Origin of the sequence: Virgibacillus natechei (genome assembly GCF_026013645.1) — a bacterium.
Classification (GTDB): Bacteria; Bacillota; Bacilli; order Bacillales; family Amphibacillaceae; genus Virgibacillus_L; species Virgibacillus_L natechei.
This window is the reverse complement of the sequence record NZ_CP110224.1, coordinates 504975-525020: the sequence shown is the minus strand read 5'-3', so window position 1 is coordinate 525020 and position 20046 is coordinate 504975. Positions and strand designations below refer to the sequence as shown.

The 20046-nt window shown below is 39.0% G+C and carries 22 protein-coding genes and 1 riboswitch; of the genes, 10 read left to right on the top strand and 12 right to left on the bottom strand.

Annotation, left to right across the window (positions count from 1 at the left end; all coding sequences use genetic code 11):
* Positions 1–112: 112 nt before the first annotated feature.
* Positions 113–229: riboswitch (TPP riboswitch) on the top strand.
* A gap of 87 nt (positions 230–316) precedes the next feature.
* The 6 genes from thiW to OLD84_RS02995 all read left to right on the top strand — a co-directional run bounded on the left by thiW (position 317) and on the right by OLD84_RS02995 (position 4441).
* Positions 317–802 (top strand): energy coupling factor transporter S component ThiW, encoded by a 486-nt coding sequence (gene thiW / locus OLD84_RS03020; protein WP_209461653.1) that lies wholly within the window; start codon positions 317–319, stop codon positions 800–802.
* A 511-nt stretch (positions 803–1313) separates the two neighbouring features.
* The gene (gene thiD / locus OLD84_RS03015; protein ID WP_209461652.1) at positions 1314–2120 is read left to right on the top strand and encodes a bifunctional hydroxymethylpyrimidine kinase/phosphomethylpyrimidine kinase; all 807 of its coding nucleotides are present in this window, start codon (positions 1314–1316) and stop codon (positions 2118–2120) included.
* Positions 2117–2890 carry a hydroxyethylthiazole kinase gene (gene thiM / locus OLD84_RS03010; RefSeq protein WP_209461651.1) on the top strand — a complete coding sequence of 258 codons (774 nt, stop codon included), beginning with the start codon at positions 2117–2119 and terminating at the stop codon, positions 2888–2890. The genes thiD and thiM overlap by 4 nt, the downstream gene beginning before the upstream one ends.
* Positions 2891–3514, top strand: coding sequence for a thiamine phosphate synthase (thiE, locus tag OLD84_RS03005; RefSeq protein WP_209461650.1), 624 nt, complete (start codon positions 2891–2893; stop codon positions 3512–3514).
* A gap of 205 nt (positions 3515–3719) precedes the next feature.
* Positions 3720–4142 carry a hypothetical protein gene (locus OLD84_RS03000; RefSeq protein WP_209461649.1) on the top strand — a complete coding sequence of 141 codons (423 nt, stop codon included), beginning with the start codon at positions 3720–3722 and terminating at the stop codon, positions 4140–4142.
* A 104-nt stretch (positions 4143–4246) separates the two neighbouring features.
* Positions 4247–4441: a hypothetical protein gene (locus OLD84_RS02995; RefSeq protein WP_209461648.1), complete on the top strand. Its 195-nt coding sequence runs from the start codon at positions 4247–4249 to the stop codon at positions 4439–4441.
* 114 nt (positions 4442–4555) lie between these two features.
* Here the strand turns inward: OLD84_RS02995 and OLD84_RS02990 are convergent, their stop codons facing one another.
* From OLD84_RS02990 to OLD84_RS02975, 4 genes are all read right to left on the bottom strand, one after another.
* Complete coding sequence (locus tag OLD84_RS02990) at positions 4556–6103, bottom strand: BCCT family transporter (RefSeq protein ID WP_209461647.1); 1548 nt, start codon at positions 6101–6103, stop codon at positions 4556–4558.
* 339 nt (positions 6104–6442) lie between these two features.
* A complete protein-coding gene (locus OLD84_RS02985) occupies positions 6443–7261 on the bottom strand; it encodes a phytoene/squalene synthase family protein (protein WP_264917270.1) in 819 nt (272 codons plus the stop codon).
* Positions 7262–7369: 108 nt separating this feature from the next.
* On the bottom strand, positions 7370–7945 hold the full coding sequence (locus OLD84_RS02980; protein ID WP_245301444.1) for a hypothetical protein: 576 nt from the start codon (positions 7943–7945) through the stop codon (positions 7370–7372).
* A gap of 188 nt (positions 7946–8133) precedes the next feature.
* Positions 8134–8892, bottom strand: a complete 759-nt coding sequence (locus OLD84_RS02975) for a TrmB family transcriptional regulator (RefSeq protein WP_209461645.1) — start codon at positions 8890–8892, stop codon at positions 8134–8136.
* A 145-nt stretch (positions 8893–9037) separates the two neighbouring features.
* Here OLD84_RS02975 and OLD84_RS02970 point away from each other — a divergent pair, with 145 nt between their 5' ends.
* The 4 genes from OLD84_RS02970 (at position 9038) to thrB (ending at position 13659) form a co-directional block, all read left to right on the top strand.
* A complete protein-coding gene (locus tag OLD84_RS02970; protein WP_209461644.1) occupies positions 9038–10210 on the top strand; it encodes an MFS transporter in 1173 nt (390 codons plus the stop codon).
* 179 nt (positions 10211–10389) lie between these two features.
* Positions 10390–11718: a homoserine dehydrogenase gene (locus OLD84_RS02965; RefSeq protein WP_209461643.1), complete on the top strand. Its 1329-nt coding sequence runs from the start codon at positions 10390–10392 to the stop codon at positions 11716–11718.
* Positions 11687–12748 (top strand): threonine synthase, encoded by a 1062-nt coding sequence (gene thrC / locus OLD84_RS02960; protein ID WP_264917269.1) that lies wholly within the window; start codon positions 11687–11689, stop codon positions 12746–12748. Before OLD84_RS02965 ends, thrC begins: the two co-directional genes overlap by 32 nt.
* The gene (thrB, locus tag OLD84_RS02955; protein ID WP_209461641.1) at positions 12745–13659 is read left to right on the top strand and encodes a homoserine kinase; all 915 of its coding nucleotides are present in this window, start codon (positions 12745–12747) and stop codon (positions 13657–13659) included. The genes thrC and thrB overlap by 4 nt, the downstream gene beginning before the upstream one ends.
* 41 nt (positions 13660–13700) lie before the next feature.
* Here thrB and OLD84_RS02950 read toward each other — a convergent pair whose 3' ends face one another.
* The 8 genes from OLD84_RS02950 to OLD84_RS02915 form a co-directional block, all read right to left on the bottom strand.
* Entirely contained in the window at positions 13701–14897 is a 1197-nt protein-coding gene (locus OLD84_RS02950; RefSeq protein ID WP_209461882.1) for a class I SAM-dependent rRNA methyltransferase, read from the bottom strand.
* A gap of 18 nt (positions 14898–14915) precedes the next feature.
* Complete coding sequence (gene htpX / locus OLD84_RS02945) at positions 14916–15806, bottom strand: zinc metalloprotease HtpX (RefSeq protein ID WP_209461640.1); 891 nt, start codon at positions 15804–15806, stop codon at positions 14916–14918.
* Between the two features lie 12 nt (positions 15807–15818).
* Complete coding sequence (locus tag OLD84_RS02940; RefSeq protein WP_209461639.1) at positions 15819–16367, bottom strand: LemA family protein; 549 nt, start codon at positions 16365–16367, stop codon at positions 15819–15821.
* Between the two features lie 129 nt (positions 16368–16496).
* A complete protein-coding gene (locus tag OLD84_RS02935; protein WP_264917484.1) occupies positions 16497–16892 on the bottom strand; it encodes a hypothetical protein in 396 nt (131 codons plus the stop codon).
* Positions 16893–16899: 7 nt separating this feature from the next.
* Positions 16900–17109, bottom strand: a complete 210-nt coding sequence (locus tag OLD84_RS02930; protein ID WP_245301442.1) for a hypothetical protein — start codon at positions 17107–17109, stop codon at positions 16900–16902.
* A gap of 332 nt (positions 17110–17441) precedes the next feature.
* Positions 17442–17735, bottom strand: coding sequence for a DUF3219 family protein (locus OLD84_RS02925; protein WP_209461638.1), 294 nt, complete (start codon positions 17733–17735; stop codon positions 17442–17444).
* A gap of 426 nt (positions 17736–18161) precedes the next feature.
* The gene (locus OLD84_RS02920) at positions 18162–19412 is read right to left on the bottom strand and encodes an MFS transporter (RefSeq protein WP_209461637.1); all 1251 of its coding nucleotides are present in this window, start codon (positions 19410–19412) and stop codon (positions 18162–18164) included.
* Positions 19409–19879 (bottom strand): ArsR/SmtB family transcription factor, encoded by a 471-nt coding sequence (locus tag OLD84_RS02915; RefSeq protein WP_209461636.1) that lies wholly within the window; start codon positions 19877–19879, stop codon positions 19409–19411. Before OLD84_RS02915 ends, OLD84_RS02920 begins: the two co-directional genes overlap by 4 nt.
* Positions 19880–20046 lie beyond the last annotated feature (167 nt).

Here is a 20046-nt window from a genome sequence, read left to right as displayed (position 1 = left end):
AAAATAGTTTCTATATCATGATATGTTTTACAAAATAATGTAAAGATTTTAACTTTACCCATGACAACCATCCAGCTATTTGTTATGCTAATGAGTGAATCTAATAATAAACAATTACTACTAGGGGTGCCCAATAATCACGGGGGCTGAGAGGAAAGTACGTTTACTTTCTGACTCTTATAGACCTGATCTGGTTAACACCAGCGGAGGGAAGTAGTTAGGCGATGCGATGATACGTCTAATCTATTTTCATAGTCACAGTCAGGTCCCTCAGCGGATCTGGCTTTTTTGGTTTCCCTATGAAAGGAGGAGAATATTGAATCGAACGCGTTTATTAACAACGATGGCTGTTTTTGTAGCAATTGGAACCATTACTGCACAATTATTATGGTTTCCCGCTGGAGTGGCACGAGCATACCCTGTTCAGCATGCGGTCAACGTCATGGCTGCCGTAATGCTTGGTCCAGGTCCTGCAGTCGTCATTGCTTTTATGATTAGTGTACTCCGGAATATGCTGGGTCTCGGAACATTACTCGCGTTTCCAGGCGGTATGGTCGGAGCATTTTTAGCTGGCTACCTCTATAAAAAAATCGGCAAAAAAGCATGGGCTGTATTTGGCGAAGCATTTGGAAGCGGGGTTATTGGCTCCCTATTTGCTGTACCATTTGCACAACTACTGATGGGAAGCTCTGTTGGTGCCTTCGCCTTTATGCCAGCATTTCTTGTCAGTAGTATTACCGGTGCGTTTATCGGTTGGTTTATCATATCAAAGGTTAAATATCAAAGTTTAGTACGCATATAAGAACAAAGCGCAAGCGCCCGTTTAGCAACGTACGGACTGGACTGAGCCGGAGGAGATAAAGGAAACATGCCCCTTCATAGGGGTATGCCGACGCCTGAGCGCAAGCCCGGTTTTAGTCGGCCTTCCTTAAGACAAGTAAGCCAATGTTGACTTTCACCACAAGGGTATAAGTGCGACTAAGCCTCTGGCAGAGCCAATCGGCAAGTCTTCTTTTCACCCACAGGGTATAAGTGCGACTAAGCCTCTGGCAGAGCCAATCGGCAAGTCTTCTTTATCGTACGGAGGTGAAGGAAGTCGCGCTAGTTGCTGGGCGCTGGAGCTGGACGTGGCTATTTCGATAACTAAGTTATCCATAGCATTTAAATTCTATAGTTTCCTATGCAATTAGAAAACTCGGCCGCTGCCAGTCAGGTGGTCAGATTGGCACCTACTTTCCTAACTTATTAGGAGGAGGACTTTCCATGACATTTACAGATGATTTAAGAATAGAAAACGAGGAGGCGGTTTACAGATGACTCAAGTTCCATCCGTACTTACTATTGCCGGCACTGACCCCAGCGGAGGAGCTGGTATCCAAGCAGACTTAAAAACATTTCAGGAACTCAAAAGCTATGGCATGTCGGTCATTACAACCGTTGTTGCTCAAAATACAACTGGCGTTCAAGATGTACACCACCTTCCTATTCAAATGATTGAGCAACAGTTGGAATCCGTGATTACGGATATACCAGTTCACGCATTTAAAACAGGAATGATTGCACATATTGACATGATGAAGGTAATTGCAGAAAAAATCCCAAAACTTGATGCCCCTTATGTAATGGATCCTGTCATGGTTGCTACAAGTGGTGATCCATTAATCGAAGAAAAAGCACGCCTTTATTTACGCGAAAAGCTTTTACCATTAACCACTTTGGTCACACCAAATATCCCAGAAGCAGAATATATTACTGGAGATAAAATTGATACAACCGATGATATGAAACAAGCAGCTGAGCAAATCGTGGTGAATTTTGGTGCTAACGGTGCCCTTATTAAAGGTGGACACTTAAAAGGTGATGCTGTTGATTTTTTATATGACGGGACATCCATGCACACGTTTTCTTCTAAACGAATCGATACAACAAACACACATGGAACGGGATGCACGTATTCAGCTGCAATCACTGCTTATTTAAGCCAAGGATTACCTTTACAAAAAGCAGTTGAAAAAGCAAAACATTTTGTAACAGCTGCTATTAAGCATTCCTTTTCAATTGGCTCTGGAAATGGGCCTACCAATCATTGGGCAAGCCGAGAAGAAAGGGTGAAACGATGAATCCAAACATTATTCAGGAAGTACGGGAAAATAATCCATTGATTCATCATCTAACAAATCAAGTGGTCATGAATTTCACCGCTAATGGTCTACTCTCCTTTGGCGGCGCTCCTATTATGGCAAAATCTGAAGAAGAGGCTGATGAAATAGCGTCGATTGCGGACGGCGTTCTGCTTAATATTGGCACTCTAACACCCGTGGAGCTTCCCGCAATGATTGCTGCAGGAAAAGCTGCAAACGAGAAAGAAATCCCAGTAGTACTCGATCCTGTAGGAGTACCAGCTACATCATTTCGCACATCTGCTATGAAAGAAATCGTACAAGAAGTGAAACCTACTGTAATCAAAGGAAACGCTGGTGAAATGGCCCACCTTGTTCAAATTCCTTGGGAAACAAAAGGTGTTGATTCGCTCGGTGGTGAGGATACTGAAGGGATTGCTGCAAAAGTGGCAGCAGACTATGACACTACTGCAATCGTTACCGGGAAAACAGACCTCATTTGTATAGGAGGAAAAATAATTCGTAATAAAACAGGTCATTCCATTTTGGCAAAGGTAACAGGAGCGGGATGTTTGTTGGGGTCTATCCTAACTGCTTGCTTAACAACTAGGTACTCTATTGAAGAACAGGCATTAGCAGCAATTGAATTTTACGGATTAGCTGCTGAATTCGCTGCTTCCCATGAAGAAGTAGCAGGTTCCGGAACCTTTATCCCCCGATTCATTGATGCACTCTCACTAGAGACCGAAGCACTCGAAAGGAGTAAATAAATGATGCCTCCATTAAGACAAAGCTTGCGTAAATACTTTATTATGGGCAGTCAAAATTGTGATCAAGATCCAGTACAAATACTAGAATCCGCAGCCAATTCGGGAATAACAGCCTTTCAGTTCCGTGAAAAAGGTGAAGGTTCGTTAACGGGTGATGCAAAATTGGAGTTAGGTAAACGACTACGTGAAGTGTGCAGGCAGCATAATATTCCCTTTATCGTTAATGATGATGTTGACTTAGCGTGTTTATTACATGCTGATGGCATCCACGTCGGACAGGATGATAGCTCAGTAGAAGAAATTCGCAAGCATTTTCCGGATAAAATTATCGGACTCTCTTTATCAAATGCTGACGAAGTTGCTAAAAGCCCTATTTCCATCATCGATTACATAGGCGCAGGACCTGTTTTTGCAACCAACTCAAAAGCTGATGCTAAAGCAACTGTGGGAGTAGAGTGGATGACAGCATTAAGAAAACAGTTTCCCGACTTACCAATAGTAGGAATCGGCGGGATCACCACAGATAATGCAAATTCTGTGATTAAAGCTGGAGCAGACGGCGTTTCTGTTATATCAGCAATAACCAAAGCAAAGAATACTAAAGAAGCAGTTAGAGCATTATAGCGCCTAACTACAACCTGAATTCCATATGTTCTTCACGAGGCGAAAAAGGTATATTTTTTCGCCTCTAATTATGAATTAAATACGGTGAAAAGTTTAATACAGAAGAAATCTAATAAAATACCGCCCAATCTTCTAAAATCATTCCCACCTGTAACAATCACCCATATATTATAGTGAATGATTTAATCAAGGGAGGAAATAAATAATGTATGATAAGCCACCACCGTATTATAACGAGAGGCAATTTAACCTATCACAGTTTATGTGGAATCAATTATTTGGACCTGGCGGGGCTCCTGGTACAGGTGGACCTTTTCCAGGCGCACCTGGAGGCTACCCTGGTGGCCCAGCGCCATTTCCAGGTGGCGAACAAACTGGTGCTGCACCAACTATTCCACCACCCGCTTTCATTCCAGAACAATCGCAATTTCAAACCTTTGCAGTAGATCCTGGAGGAATCCGTGGATGCATGTATCGCTTCACCTATGTCTGGTTACAGCGGGATGCTTTTTGGTTTTATCCGACCTTTGTTGGCAGAACCTCCATTGCAGGTTATCGCTGGCACGGTAATAGATGGACCTATTACGGAATCGATTTGGAAAGAATTGAGTCCTTTCAGTGCTTTTAATGCTCTATAAATCCAGTGCTTAGCCTTAAATTAAGTTAAATAGACAACCATACAATCACCCGTATCCTCTTCCTTCATAAAATAAAGAGAAGGAGGGATATCGTATGTATCAGTTAGCTTTATTATATTTAGCTACTTTTTTGGCTGGATTTGGATTAACAAACCTGGCTGAGATAAGTTTTATTACCGATAGTGTAGCAAGCTTCTTTGAGATAGTAGGAGCAATTGTTATGATTGTTTTCGCTCTCGCCCTTACTCACCTCGGACTTAGAGCGCTTTTTACACACCATTTTAAATAACCGTCTATCCTTGTGTTACATTTTCATAATAGATGGTGGTTTCTTATCTGCTAAAAAGTATGAAGGGCCTTCATTTCCTGAATATGTCAGGAAACGAAGACCCTTACTGTTCTATTATTTATTTACTTTTTTATTAATTTCTCGCTGCCAGATAAGGCCTTGTTCTATTGCCATCTTGCGTGCTATTTTTGGTGCACTCCATAACGGAGGCAACAATAACAGGGACACGGGGACGGCCGTTATAACAATTGAATTCTGAATCGATGCAATACTATCTTCACCAATTGTAAGAATCATCACGGTAGTGAGACCGAATATCAACGTCCAGAATACACGCAACCACCTTTTCGGTTGATCATTACCCGTTAAAGTAGCGGCAACTGTATAAGACATAGTATCTGCAGTTGTTGCAACAAAGATAACAGATACAAGGAGAAACCCTATCCCGAATAACATACCCATTGGTAGTTGGTCCGTGATTGCCATAACAGCTGCAGGCATACCACCTTCATTCAAAGCATTTGAGACTGAACCTGGATTTTCTCTTTCAAAGAACACCCCTGTTCCTCCTACAACGGAGAACCAAAAGTTATTAACTAATGGAGCTGCAATTGATACACCAATCACTAACTCTCTAATCGTTCTCCCACGAGAAATTCTACTAATAAATACGATCAACATCGGCGCATAACCGATAAACCAACCCCAGAAAAATATAGTCCATGCACCTAGCCATGCTTCATCACCGCGAAATAAACTCATCGTGAAGAAGTTTTGCAAGTGGAATCCGGTACCACCGATGAACGCATCCATAATAAACATGGTAGGTCCAACAAGAAGTACGACCATTGCTAGAAAAATGGTAAACCCAACATTATAGCGGCTGAGTGTTAGAATCCCTCTATCTACACCTGTTGCAGCTGATATTGCTGCTACTAAAACAAGTATCATTACAACAACTATACTCATCATTAAACTATCCGGCAAACCAAATAAATGATTAAGCCCATAGGATATCTGTAATCCTAGAAACCCAAGCGGACCTAATGTACCAGCCACCGTCGCTATAATAGAAAAAATATCAGCCGAGGATCCCAGCACACTTCTATGATAAATTTTTTCACCAAATAGAGGATATAATAAACCTCTTGGGCGTAGAGGATATCCTTTATTATAATGTACATACATCATAACAATTACAGCTAATGTCCCCAAAATGGCCCATGCTAAGAATCCCCAATGCATAAAGGAATACGCGAATGCTCCGTCTATATTATTAAATTCCCCACCACCGAGTAAAGGAGGAGTATCCATATAATGATACATCGGCTCTGATGCTGCCCAAAACACACCACCACTCGCCAATAAGGTAACTAAAATCATAGCAACCCAACGAAAATTACTATATTTAGGTTTGTCCTGTTTTCCTAAACGAACTTTTCCGTACTTTGAAAAGGCTAAAAACAATCCAATGAAGAAATTACCCAACAATAACAGTTGCCAATATCCACCAAAAAATTTAGCGGAATAATCAAATAACGTTGTAATTCCGTTCCCTACCATGTCACTGTTGATAAAAGATAATATTATAAATAAGATTAAAAAACCGCCACTTACTATAAAAACTGTCCAATCCAACTTTTCCTTTTTCTTTGATTCCACGCTTTTCCTCCTATGTTTTAGGAACAAGTGTCTATAATCTAGAATTTATTTTGCCATTAAAGACCGTTGGATGGAGAATACTTATTACCGAATTCGATTAATAATAAGCATTGACATATACCACCAGCTTGCTCAATTTTGTAACACAATTTCTAATTATAGGAATAACCCGTTAACAAGTCAACTTATTTAGTTGTTATCTTTGTGTGAGATATATGTTTTCTTAAACCTATTTTGGTGTCCGCTCTTCTTGTTATTATCATACCTTAAATCGTGAAATTTATTATATTAGGCCTTTTTATAGAAAAAGTACGATTAGCAGGCTAATCGTACTTTTTTTTATTCATTAATAATCTCTTCTACTGTTGACTCTACTTCTTCACGCGACATTTTTTCATTGCCTTTTTCCATTGCCCTTAGTGTGCGTTTCGCTAATTCTAATGGAATTTTAGAAAACAACGTAACATTTTTATTATCGATACCTTCTATGTATTGATCACCTTGTTTTAAATTGTTCCTTGCATAGGCAAATAGATCTTCCCTTGTCCAATTATCAGGAACAAATCGTACACCACGTTCCGCGTCCTCTCCTTGATTACGCAATATATTAACCGCCTGTAACCCTCGACCATATCCTACAGCCAAGTCTCTGTCAGATTCTGTATTGTCATACCATTTCCAAATATCGGTAAGCAAAACACCAACTAAGCCTGCGACGTAATATGTATAATCGTCCAAATCCGCTTTGGTTTCTATTTGAAAGTCCTTTTCGACCCAATCAGCCATACCACCAGCCATTACACTTGTTGCTTCCTTCATTTTACCCACGAAGCCTTCAGGACAAAAGGCTATCCAATCGTTCATTCTGATTGTTACTTCCGGTAAAAGGGATTCATACGGCTTTAGTAATTCGCGATATGCCTCGTCATCAAATTCAGTTAGTAATAACTCACTCGTTCTCCTCAACAAATGTTGCTTTGTTTCAGCATCCAATTGTTCATGATCTTCTATTTCATCTATCGCACGCATGCATAAATAAGCAGCACCAACTGTTTCTCTCAATGTTGGCTTGAGTAATTTAATCGGAATATAAAACGTTCTACTTGTAAGTTTTAACACACGCATAGCATCTTTTTGTAATTTCGCTTCAGTTTCCACCAACTGTTCCTCCCTTCCTAATTTTAAGGTGATTTAATTATATCAAATAACACAAATTATTTCTCGTAATTGATCATATACTTTAGCATAAGATTAAATTCCATTCTATCAGAATTTCAGTCCATCTTTTCGTTTATTTTGATAGGCTTTGGTCAATAGAAGAAAGGTTATTAATATTAATTCAAATAAATTCGTAACGGCTCCACTATCGATTGGTGGTATAGCAGCACTTCCAACAATCATCAACACTGTACCGATAAAAAACCAGATCCACTTTTGCTTCACCCAAACAAAAATAGAAGCAACAAGCAGTACAGCAGTGACAAGTAGGATCATGATGGGAGGTCCACTGGACATTTCAACCTTGTGATAACTTAGCACTCCATACTCCCGCTTTGCTTCAAGAGAAAGTCCGAATACTTCTGTTATAAGTTCTATCATAATTAAACTTACTGTACACAGAATTACTCCATAATACAGCCAGCGATAATTAGTCCACTTAATATTCGCTTGTTTTAATGTATTCCATGCAAAAACGACAAGTAATGGGGTAAAGAGAGCGTGGAGCCAGAACCGGACGTAATTTAAGTTTTGCAGAATAGACCCTTCCCCGATATAACGGCCAGCAGCAAGTATAGCATTATCATATAATAAGCCCATGATAACAAGCAAAATAACGTTCATACTTGTCTTCCACCCGTATCGCTTGGCCAATACTATGCCGTAGCAAAACAACCCTAGATATGCTATTGAGAACGATAAAAATAATAGACTATCCATCTTTTCACCTCATAAAAAAATGAAATAACTCGGCCTTATGGTACCCATTATTCTTTTTATCAATCATGGTTTGTTCTCAACCGCGTCAAGACTTAATATCTCAACTTCAATAAGATATCTCGAATTTCGTTATCGTTCATGATCGTATCTTTATATTTCCGAGTAATTTCCGTTAAGGCCACATCGTGGTAAAAGAACTCCGTAAAAAATTTTACCAGCGGCCGTGATTGCGTATGGATTGCCTGCCACTCTGCATCCTCAACCCCCGCGAATAACATCTCCATTTGATCTATAATAAGAATACGGCTTCGTTCAAGCTTGCTGTGCTCTGTATCTGGGATTAAGGTAGAGGTGTTTGGAATAATTGTTTCAATTTCCCCAATCACATGAACAGTTACATCAAGACCAGCATGATGCTTTTCCTCTAAAAATGGAAGAATGGCGTTTACGTCATCTGCCCATGCAGAAATAAAAATAGAAGACCCTGCTTTTTGTACTAAATTCTTTAGAGAAACTTGTATGGATTGATTATCTTTTAATGTCCAGACACGATCGTCCACTGGCGTTTCTTTCATTTTTGTTTCTTTTAATGCCTGTACATTCCATTCAAAATCCGCTTTTAATTTTTCAATCGTTAAATGCAACGGTAGAGCTGTATATAATCTTTTCTTCTCCGTTGTTGACTCGAGCACGATTCCTTTTTTTACCAACCTCCGAAGAACATCATAGACTTTGGATCTTGGAACTTCAGAACGCTTTACGATAGATGTTGCATCCATTGCTTGATCTATGGTGATTAAAGCGCGATAAACTTGGCTCTCATATTGGGTAAAACCGAATTGTTGCAGCATATTGCTAACCCCTTGTTTCCTGTCATCATTCATACCATATTACATCCATCATAGCACAGAAAAGTCTGTATTAAAAAATAGCTTGTTTTCTCTTTTGATAAAAGTTACTATTATAGTGGTAACTAGACAGAGAGGGAAATATATTATGGATAAAAGAGTTTATTTATTAACGATTGTTTCGTTTGTTGTGGGGATGGTCGAATTAATTATAGGAGGAATACTAGATTTAGTAGCAACAGATTTAGGTGTTAGTTTGGGACAAGCTGGTCTGTTAATTACTATCTTTTCACTGGTATTTGCAATTGCTGCCCCCATTTTATTGGCTGCAACCTCAAACATGGAACGAAAACGATTAATGATAATAGCATTGTTTATATTTTTATTTGGAAATTTAATAGCAGTAATCAGTCCGAGCTATGCCATGTTACTTATTGCACGAATCATTTCTGCTGCTAGTGGTTCCTTACTCGTTGTCTTATGTATCACGATGGCATCCAATATTGTTGACGCGCAATATCGTGCTCGAGCAATTGGAATTGTTTTTATGGGAATCAGCGGTTCACTCGTATTAGGTGTACCAATCGGGGTCATGCTGGGGAATGCATTTAGTTGGCGAGCTCCTTTCCTTCTAATTTCCATTTTAACGGTAGGCTCCATTATAGGTGTATATTTCTTCTTGGGCAAAATTGCTCCGAAACAACCTGTTACGATTAGAGAGCAATTAGGAACATTGAAGAACAAAAAAATTCTATTCGCCCAATTGACTACATTTCTATTCTTAGCCGGACATTTGACTTTATATGGTTATTTAACTCCATTTCTTCAATCAACTATGAATTTGGATAGTACATGGGTTAGTATTGTATATTTACTATTCGGTGTCGCTGCAGTAACCGGTGGAGCAATTGGAGGTATGTTCTCTGATCGATTTGGTGCAAAACGTACGATTCTCTACGTTATTACTGTGTTCGGTCTATCGATTTTTGCAATTCCATATACGACGTTTGCATTGCCACTGTTCTTAATTGTAATGATTATATGGAGCATGATGAGTTGGGCGATCACCCCAGCCATGCAAAGCTATTTAATACAAACTTCTCCAGAAACATCCGATACGCAACAAAGCTTAAATAACTCCGCTTTGCATTTCGGGATTGCATTTGGATCATTAATTGGTGGCGTGGTCATTGAACAGGCATCCGTTAATTATAACGCTACTGTTGGCGGTTTCTTTGTTATTCTTGCGCTTGGTGCAGCAATCTTTTCAATGTATGGAGCTTTGTCATGGAATAGAAAAATAGAAAAGACACGGGCTTAAGGGCTTGTGTCTTTTCATTTTTGATACTGGTTAAGAAGCCAGCAATTTTTCGGCGATCGAATTTACAATGTAAGCGTTTTATAAAATAATTCTTAAAATTCGCTATTGCCATGCATTGTTATTCATGATTAAATGTACTAAATATAATTTTATAAAAATGATAAATTTGAGGTGGTAGTGTGAGGGAAAATATATCTATTGGTCTTTTAGGTTTAGGAGTTGTCGGAGCGGGTGTTGCTCAAATTATTGAAAACCATCGAGAGAAGCTAATTCATCAACTCGGTTCAGAAGTGAATGTAAAAAGTGTGCTCGTTCGTGATCCTGAAAAAATACGAAATATCGATAAAGAACAAACACATATCACCACGAATCCTGATGATATTCTAAAGGATCCAGAAATTGATGTCATCGTTGAGGTAATGGGTGGAGTGGAGGAAGCTCGACAGTATATTCTGCAAGCTTTTTCCGCAAAGAAACATGTTGTTACCGCAAATAAGGATTTAGTAGCGTTACACGGTCCAGAACTCCAAGAAATAGCAAGTTTAAACAAATGTGACTTTTATTACGAAGCAAGTGTTGCAGGTGGAATCCCGATTTTGAGAGGAATAACTGGCGGGCTTTCAGCTGATCACATACAACAAGTTATGGGAATTGTAAACGGAACAACCAATTACATTTTAACAAAAATGGATAACGAAGGTGTATCCTATGAAGATGCCCTCATGGAAGCAAAAGATCTAGGATTTGCTGAAGCAGATCCTACTGCAGATGTAGAAGGTTTAGATGCTGCTAGAAAAATGGCCATCTTAGGCAGACTTGCATTTTCAACCAACGTAGACCTTGAAGAAGTCGAAGTATCTGGTATTAAAAATTTAGAACTGGCAGATTTGGAATACGGAAATACGCTTGGGTATACCATGAAATTAATCGGCTCTGCCAAATGCAAGGATCAGAAAGTAGAAGTGAATGTACAGCCAACGCTCCTATCAAAAAACCATCCATTAGCCGATGTTAAAAACGAGTACAATGCTGTCTATGTGTACGGAGAAGCTGTTGGAGAAACAATGTTCTATGGTCCAGGGGCAGGTGGTTTGCCAACTGCAACTGCTATCATGTCGGATGTTGTAGAAGTAATTAAACATATTCATTTAGGTGTGAATGGAACACAAGTGACAGAACCACGCTTTAAGAAGGAATTAATGAAAGCTGATCAACGCTTTGGACAATACTATTTAAGGTTGCATGTTAAGGATGAAGTTGGCGTATTCTCAGCAGTTTCGTCGCTATTCAATGAATTAAATATTAGCTTTAAGCGTATTTTACAAAATCCGATTAAGAAACACGAAGTAGCGGAAATTGTTTTAGTGACACACCAAACATCACTGGAAAACTTCAACAAATCATTAAATAAACTGAAAGATTTAAATGTTGTTCTAGATGTAAAAAGCTATTATAAAGTTGAAGGAGATGTTACAAGTGAAATGGCCAGGACTACTGAAACACTATAAGCCTTACCTCCCTGTCACAAGTGAAACACCTGAACTCACACTACAAGAGGGAAATACACCACTTATTCATTTTCCAGCTCTATCCAAGCAATTAGGAATAGAGTTACATGGAAAAATAGAAGGGGTTAATCCAACCGGTTCGTTTAAAGATCGAGGAATGGTATTAGCTGTTGCAAAAGCAATTGAAGAAGGAAGTAAATCTGTAATTTGTGCATCAACTGGCAACACTTCTGCTTCAGCTGCTGCATATGCAGCAAGAGCAGGTATCAAAGCTATCATTGTTATCCCGAAAGGAAAGATAGCACTTGGGAAGCTTGCTCAGGCAATGATGTATGGCGCTGAAATCGTGGAGATTGACGGAAACTTTGATGATGCCTTAAAAATGGTAAGAAGGGTAAGTGAAAAAACGGCCGTGACGCTCGTCAATTCCGTGAACCCGTACCGACTCGAAGGACAAAAAACGGCAGCTTTCGAAGTGTGCGAACAGCTGGGGTCTGCTCCCGACGTCCTTGCTATTCCTGTTGGAAATGCAGGGAATATTAGTGCTTATTGGAAAGGGTTTAAGGAGTATCACCAATTAAAGCAAACAGGATTACCGAAAATGTTTGGCTTTGAAGCGGAAGGTGCAGCAGCAATAGTCAATAACAACGTATTCCCTAATCCAGAAACAATTGCTACAGCGATTCGAATAGGAAATCCAGCGAGTTGGGAACTTGCTGTTAACGCAAGAGATGAATCAAATGGAGCAATCAATGCGGTTACAGATGATGAAATAACGAATGCCTTTAACCTTCTAGCAAAAAAAGAAGGTATCTTTGCTGAGCCTGGATCCAGCGCTTCCATAGCTGGGCTTATTCAACAATGCGAGAAAGGCGAGATTGAGCCTGGCAGTAAAGTTGTAGCTGTCCTAACAGGGAATGGATTAAAAGATCCACAAACAGCTATTGATCAATTAGAGGTAGATCCAGTGACGTTACCAAATGACGAAAAAGCTGTTATGGATTACCTAGAAGATATGGTGAAGGTATGAAGGAATTTATCATCTCTATTCCGGCTAGCTCTGCAAACTTAGGGCCAGCCTTTGATTCAGGCGGAATTGCATTAAACCTTTACTTAACATTAAAAGTTGCTGAATCTGATCAATGGGAACTTATAAGCCAATCCTCTTTCCTGCCAACTGATGCAAATTATGAGGAAAATTTAATCTATCAAGTTGCAAAAGAAACTGCCAAGCGTCATAATAAGCAGCTACCTACTTGTAAACTTACTATAAATAGTGATATTCCATTAGCGCGAGGATTCGGAAGCAGTGCTTCAGCAATTATTGCTGGGATTGAACTGGCCAACCAAGTATGTGAGCTCTCTTTATCCCCTGACGAGAAACTCACATACGGAACTGAATTTGAAGGACATCCGGATAATATAGCACCATCCTTATTCGGTGGACTTACCATCACTTCAAAACATTTTAAAAATGATGTTGATTGGCTTAGAATACCTGATTTAGATTTAGATGTAGTAGGATATATCCCTGAATTCGAACTGGAAACAAAGGCTGCTAGGGGGGTCCTTCCTGCCTATTTCTCCAAAGAACAAGCCACTACTGCAAGCAGTATCAGCAACGTGCTGATAGCTTCCCTTTTCTCCGGGAACTATGAGCTCGCAGGAAAGATGATGGAAAACGATTTATTTCATGAACCATATCGATCGGAACTCATCCCACATTATCATGAGATTAAAAAGGAAGCGAAGCGTTGTGGCGTTTATGGAACCGTTATTAGTGGTGCCGGTCCTACCATGGTTTCTTTTGCGGAAAAAGGGAAAGGGAAAAGTATTGCTGAGCATATGCAACAGTTTTTACAAGGTTATCAGATCTCTGCATTACAGATTGATACAAATGGACTGCAAATTAACAATACGATAAAAACAGCTGTAGAATAATCTACAGCTGTTTTTTGATAGAAAGGAATGGAGTTGAATGATCAACTTAATTTCTTCGCAACTAACACCTTTAAATAATTACCTTGGGGAAAATTCCGATCAACTTGAAAATCTGGCGGTAAGGAGAATTCTTCCAAAATTTTATAGGCTGTATTCATTTCTTTGAACGCTCTCTCCACAAAGCCTTTAAATTTCTTCATTGAAAAAGTTGCATTATTCGTTGAAGCAATAATGACACCATTCTTCTCTGTAATTGAAATGGTATCTTCAATAAGGGCTGGATAATCTTTAGCAGAACTGAATGTCCGTTTTTTCGATCGGGCAAAGCTAGGTGGATCCAGAATGACTACGTCGTATTTGAGATTCTTCCGCTTCGCATACTTAAAATAATCAAACACATCCATCACAATAATGTCCTGCTGTTCATAATCAATCCCATTCACACGAAATTGCTCAACCGTTTTACTTTTACTGCGTTTTGCCAGATCAACACTTGTCGTCTTGCTAGAAGCGCCAAGAGCAGCAGCCACAGAAAAAGCACCTGTATAGGAAAATGTGTTGAGCACATTTTTCCCCTTGGCATATTTATCACGGATCGCTTTTCTCACATCACGCTGATCAAGAAAAATACCCACCATCGCACCATCATTTAAATCGACTGCATAATTCATCCCATTTTCTTTTACAATAATTGGAAATTCAGCCTGAACCCCTTTTACATAATCATCATCGTCCATATATTGTCCCTTTGTATCAAAGCGTTTCTTCTCATACATACCCTGATACGCTCCAAGCTCATCAAGTATACGAATAATCTGATCTTTAAAGGAAAATATCCCCTCACTATACCAATTGATTAAGTAAAACCCAGCAAAATAATCAATTGTCAATCCACCGATCCCATCGCCTTCCCCATTAAAAACTCGGAATGCAGTGGTTTCTTTATCTTTATAGAAGGCTTGTCTTTTGTTTATTGCTGTTTGGATTTTAACTTTCAAAAAAGAAGAATCAATTTTCTCTCCTTTGCTATGTGTCAATACCCAACCAATCCCTTTGTTTTGTTTCCCATAGTAGCCTTTTGCAATAAACTGGTTATTCTCATCGACTAAATGTACAATGCTACCTTCACCTTTAAGCACATCAGGATTTAGGATCGCATCCTTACTTATCAAAGGGTATTTATTTTTATATTGCGCTATATATTTCGCTTTTACTTTTAATTCAATTGCTGAAGTCATCATTTCATCCCTTACTAGCTACATATTCTTCAATTGCTCAATTCGACTTTCCATTGGAGGGTGTGTTGACCATAAGGAGCTTTTCTTCTTCCGTTTCTTTTTAAATGGATTCGAAATGTACATAGAAGCAGTAGCTTCCTTTGCTTCTTTTACATCATTTGGATCTTGGCTTATTTTATTTAAAGCATTGATTAGCCCTTTTGGATTACGTGTAAATTCAACCGCTGACGCGTCTGCTAAGTATTCACGGTTTCTGGAGACAGCCAGTTTTACAAATTGAGCAGCTATTGGAGCAAGAATAACCAACACAATTGCAAGTATCATTAGTATCGGATTACTCTTATTATTCCCCCCACCTCTTCGTGCACCACCGAAAAGCATCATTCGTGACCCAATATTAGCAACGAGAACAATAACACCAACCAGAGCAACACAAATCGTCATCAAACGTATATCATAATTGCGAATATGTGCGATTTCATGGGCAGCTACTCCTGATAGTTCTTCACGATTCAATCTATCTAACAAACCTGTCGTAAAAGCCACTGCCCCCTTCTCTGGTTTGGTTCCAGTTGCAAAGGCATTAGGTGCTGGATCTTCTACGATATAAACCTTTGGCATTGGTATACGAGCGGCAATAGAGAGCTCCTCAACCACACCAAAAAGTTGCGGATGATCCTTACGCTGGATCTCTTTTGAACCAGACATTTTCAATACTTGAGCGTTCGCAGTTTTTAACGTGATCGGCACATAAATAGCTAATACAATGATCGTAATGATAACACCTGAGACAAAATCATTGTTTAATAAATAGCCTATTGCCGAGCCAAGCACTAGGACAAGCACACTAAATAAAGCCACAAGTAAAACTGTTTTTCGTTTATTTTGGTTAATTTGTTGATATAGCATAATAGGCCTCCATTAAAAGCTTACATCCGGAACTTCTCTTTCTTCTTCGGGTATAGAAAGAGGTTCTTCTCCTTCAAAATTAAACATACTTGCCATAAGATTGGTAGGGAACGATTGCCGCTTAATATTATATTCGGCAACAGACTTATTATAAAGCTGTCTAGAATAGGCTACTTTGTTTTCCGTTGTTGACAGTTCTTCTTGAAGGTTTAAAAAGTTCTCATTCGCTTTTAAATCTGGATAAGATTCCGATAAGGCAAAAATTGATTTCAGTGCCCCTTCAATTTGATTATCAGCATCTATACGTTCTTGCGGTGATCCATTAACCAATTGACTTCGTGCTTCCACAACGCTCTCCAATGTTTCACGTTCATGTTCAGCATAGCCCTTCACTGTATTTACAAGGTTGGGGATCAGGTCATGACGTCTTTTCAATTGAACATCAATCTGACTCCAAGCTTCCTGCACCCAGTTTCGTAATTTGATCAGTCGGTTATACGATGTGATAAGAAAAATGGCCAGAATCAGAACAATGGCTATCACAATAATAGTTGGTAGCATAATTTACATCCTCTCTTCACATAATTATTTTCTATTATAACATAGACAATCTAGATAGATGCCCATAAATTAAATGAGCCAGAGACGGATCAAAAGCCCGAATCTGGCTGTTGTGGTGGCCTTTGTAAATTAAAAATACGCCTTGTCAGGATCTTCCGTATGATATTGCTGGGGAAAAAGAAATTGCTCTACATATGGCGAGGAAATATGATGAAGCAAGAAATCCGCCGCCATCTCAATCATGCATCGCCTTGCTTCTTCTCCCGTTCTTTTTCTTGTCACGATAACATGAAACAGGTTTATAGATAACATATTCATTTCTTCCTTATCACAAACGGCAGTAACTTCCCCCTTCGTTCGATCGGGGTAGCAGCTGCCGTCATAATAGGCAATAGCATCAAAAGCGTCCAACGGGGCTCTATAATTAATGGTTTGCTCCAGAAAATCCGGGTGTGGCGTCGGAAAATTATGTGGCACTGCGTCCCGGTGGACAATTGTTTTCTTCTTAGAAAACTTGGTTGTCACCAAGCCTTTAGGGTACAACCTTAGTTGCACTTATGCAGTAAGAAAGTATTTTATACTTTTTTATCTGCCAAGGATAATTGTCATACCATATTAGCCTGCTTGTTATAGCTTCTTGCGGTAATCCATATTTATTCATTATTTTTTCAGCGCCTTCTCGCTGTTGCTCGGGCCAACTTTCTATGATATTCTCGACAAACATATGAAATTCATTATTCAATTTCCATTCCTCCCAAAATCCAAATTCTTAGTAGTATATGGGAGTGCCTATCATATGGTGCCCAGCAACTCTGTTTTGATAAGCTTGGTTCAAAAATAAGGATAAAAAGGACCGCGTCGGTTAAGTTCGCCACGACCTGGGACTGCGCGTAAATGCTCACCCCACCGAAAACATTTGTGGCAACACCGACACTAGCACGTCCTGGGTTCTAACGTGTTGTGGTGACTTCTACATTCGACGCAAGGACTGTCGGTACTTAGTCGAAGTTCCTCTTCATTGTGTCACTTTTACTGGACTTTTTGAAGATCCCCCCATAGGATATTGGTAGTGACCTATACCTTTTCCATTAACTCCAGCTTAAAGTCCCCGACTGCATCTTCCTCATACAAATTCGTAATGGACGTGGAGTAATTATAAATGGTTGCATATAAATTGATATTTCTTCCTGGCACCTTAACAGTAAAATCATTTTTATAAAGTAAAGTGGTTACATCATGGTAATCACTGCTGGTTACTTTAAAATCAAAACCTATTTTAAACAGATCTTTACCCTCTTCCGTAACCGTTTCTTCTTGGTAATTCATTGCGTTTATTGCTAAATCATTAATGATCACTTTTTGATTCATATGTTCATCTCCTTATAATCATGCTAAAATCATAATCCAATCACTAGCATTTCAGCCATAATAACTTACTTTTAATCATCGGAAAAGGAATAAAGCTTTTCACAAAATGATAGCTCAATTCCTTTTATTTAGGCTCTTTCTAAAGATTGGGACTGTAACAGTTACAGACAAACGCGTCCAAAGTTGGCGATGAACCTCTCCCAACAGAAACGCCGATGTATTTTTGTAATTTAGTATATTACCTATTTAACAAAACTCAACCTAAAAATGTCTGAAATTCAAAGGGAATTCTGATTGAGATCATCTCTCTCCTCCCATTAATTAACAAAATATCATGTGAAATAAGCATAAAAAGAGACCTATAACATGAGAGGCCTCTTCTTATCCTTTAGGTGATTCGTATACGCATAGATACATTTATTGACATTAGACTTCCTCTACCTGTTTTGCAGGGAATAATTTCGCCTCATCAATTTTAGGAAGCTTTCGTAGCACAGAACTGCTTAACCAGCTAAAGCTAAAGACACACATCGCTATTCCGCATATAAAGACTGGAACAACTGGAGTAAATGTTTCACCAATGACACCTCCAGCAAGCGCACCAAAAGGTATACCGATTGATGCTGCACTTGATAATACCGTTATGACCCGCCCAATGAACAACGTTTCAACTTGTTGCTGAACTGCGGAAAATATCAGTATATTAATAATGCCAATGGAGATTGCTCCCAAACAAAAAAGGATAAGTGATGGGATAACGGGAAGAAGAGCTGTACCCATCCACAGCACGCCGGTACCACTAAAACTGATGATCGTTAATCGTCCAAATCCAATTTCTTTTATTTTCGATGTCATAATCGTTCCAATCATTATCCCAAGCGACAACGCCGCCATATAAAAGCCATATGTTGCTTCACTTCCTCCTTTAATGAGCGCAAAAGCAGGCAAGTTTGTCGTCATTACGCCCATTGCCAAGTTTATAAATATAATGGATACGATCATCTTTGGAATGAGTGAATATCGAATATAACCAATCCCTGCCTTTAGATCACTTTTGTATACATCCAAAACATTGCCAACTGATTGTTTATCTTTAGATTCTTCTGGTTGTTGGAAATTAAATAAGGTATAAGCAAGAGCGGACAATAACATGCAAATAGCCGTAATTAAAATCGCTTGAACGGATCCTATAAATGCAACAAGAATTCCTGCACCAGCTACAAATACAACATCCATTGCTTCCCGAACTGTCTGTAAATAAGAATTGGCTTGAATAATATTGTCTTTTCCAACTATTATAGGAAGAATAGTCGACTCAATTGGATAGGTAAATTGAGAAAGAAGGGAAATCGTAAATAATAGAAAAATGACATAATAGACGTTAAGGCCAACGGTTATATAGCACAATGGAATCGTAAACAGAAGAGCCGCCTTCAAAAATCCACAGATGACTAACCCATTTTTATACTTGAAATAATTGGCTAACGGCGCAACAAGAAACCCCATAGCGTTCGCAAGTGAAACAGCAAAAAATGCAAAACCTGAATAGAGAACGCTTCCGCTCAAATGAAGAACGAGCAACATCCCGGATACAGCATAAACCCCGCCACCAATACCGTTAATGAACACACCTGACAATAATATTAGGAAATTGCGTTCGATAAAAAATGCTTTCACTCTTCCCCCTCCTCTTCTTTAAATTCTTTAATATGGAAACCAACCTCATACGGCTTTTGTTCCTCCGTCTCTTTGTAAGACAAGTGCGCGTACTTAAAAAACAGTTCCTGAACTTCTTCATCTAATTCTTTTACTAATTTGTCAGACAGAAACATATGCGATCTGCTGCCGCCAACATGATTAGAGGGGACTTCCTCATCAGGGTTTCTAAACGACACCGCCTTTGCCCGGTAATATTTTTCTACGATCCCTTTTTCTGTGCTCACATGGTCAATTTCTAAGATGTGATGCTTAAAAAGTTGTTGGATATGATAATAAATCGTTCCAGGGTTTTTCCCTACCTTATCTGCTGTTTGCTTTGGCGTCATTGGCTCTTCATACAACAATGCAATGATTTGTGAGCGCAAAGGGTCAGAAATAACCTTTTGCTGTTTCAAATTAATTTCCATCATCTCTCGTTTATCCATATTTATATCTCCTCTATCTCGCAATAATTTATATTTATAATTCGATTTAACTTTCCAAATACCTAGTTTAATTTTATTGTATGCTTTATTTTTTAAAATTGCAACACTTTTTTGTTTTTTTATAAATGTTGCAGTTTGATTGGTGAATTATTCATTCGATGATTTTC